Source organism: Luteolibacter flavescens (assembly GCF_025950085.1).
In the GTDB taxonomy this organism is placed as follows: Bacteria; Verrucomicrobiota; Verrucomicrobiia; order Verrucomicrobiales; family Akkermansiaceae; genus Haloferula; species Haloferula flavescens.
In genome coordinates, this window is sequence record NZ_JAPDDS010000045.1 from 1 (window position 1) to 1,308 (window position 1,308).

At 46.8% G+C, this 1,308-nt stretch carries 1 protein-coding gene; it reads right to left on the reverse strand.

What is annotated here, in order from left to right; genetic code table 11:
• Window positions 1-302: 302 nt before the first annotated feature.
• Window positions 303-1,308 (reverse strand): glycosyltransferase (locus OKA04_RS24925; protein WP_264503849.1); only part of this gene is annotated, 1,006 nt, incomplete at its 5' end.

Sequence of the window (1,308 nt, forward strand, 5' to 3'; positions counted from 1 at the left end):
GTTCCTTACAAGAAATGCAGTACGAGGACAGCGACTGACAGGGTCCAGAACTACACAGCCAAATATACTATTACACATGCAGAAGGAGCGAGAGAGAAACAGGCAAATGCATGCCATCTGGCCCATCATCTCTAAGTAACATCTGCGATTATATTGCACGTGAAGTAGACGAGAGAAATGGCAGAAGCCTGCAGGGATACAAATAGTGGCTTTGCCGGTGGCGAGCTCAGAAGTCCATGGGATCCTATCAGGCTGCCTGTCACCTAAACAAGCCAGCAAGCTAGGCACCGTCATGGAGAATTTCAGGGAGTGGCCACGTTTTCCTTGGCAAGTGGCGCCAGCTCCTCACCCTCGATGCCTGGCTGGCTCCCCTCAACGCCCAACCCAAGAAGAACCTCCTCCCACTTCTTTGCAGGTCCCTTCCAAGATAGGTCTTGAGCCATGCAGTTCTGAACCATTTCTTGGAATGCCGGTGTGTTGTACTGCTTCAGAGCCCGTTTGACAGTTGAAGCAACCGCTGTGACGTCCACTGGATCAACAGTTTCGCACTCGACATTGAACAAACCCATGTGGAATCCGGTCACGCCCTCCTTAACCGTGTCGACAAGTCCTCCAGTAGATGAGCAGATGGGAACCACTCCATATCTCATCCCTTGCAATTGGATGAGACCACATGGCTCAAACCTACTAGGAACAATTATAAAATCAGCCCCAGCAAACATCATATGCGCTAAAGGAACATTAAATTTTGCTATCCCTCTAGCGTTGTTTGGATATTTAACTTCGAGCAGTATCAGTTCCTCCTCCATTTTCTTCTTCCCTGTACCAAGAACAATTATCTGGGCATTCTCCTCCACGAACTCTGGAATGGCTGCAATTAGTATGTCTGACCCTTTCTGCTCTTCAAGACGACCAACAAAAACTATTAAAGGAATGCTCGAGTCCACAGGCAACCCAACTTCAGCTTGTAGCATTTCCTTATTGAGTGCCCTTGCTTCAGTTACCGTTGTTGCATCGTATTTCACGCTGATGTACTGATCTGTTGCTGGATTCCATTCATAAACATCCATGCCATTGACAATTCCAGTTTCAAGGGGCTTTGTGCGAAGGACGCCATCCAATTCAACACCTTTATCTGGGCCAGAAGTGAGTTCTTTGACATAATGTGGACTAACCGTCATAACCAGATCACATTCAGTGATCCCTGCCTTCATCCAGTTAATCTTTCTACCTAATACAGGTTTAAAATGCCCATCAATAAAATCAAATGAAGGCAGGAAACTGTCCGGTAGATTAAGAAGTTCAAAG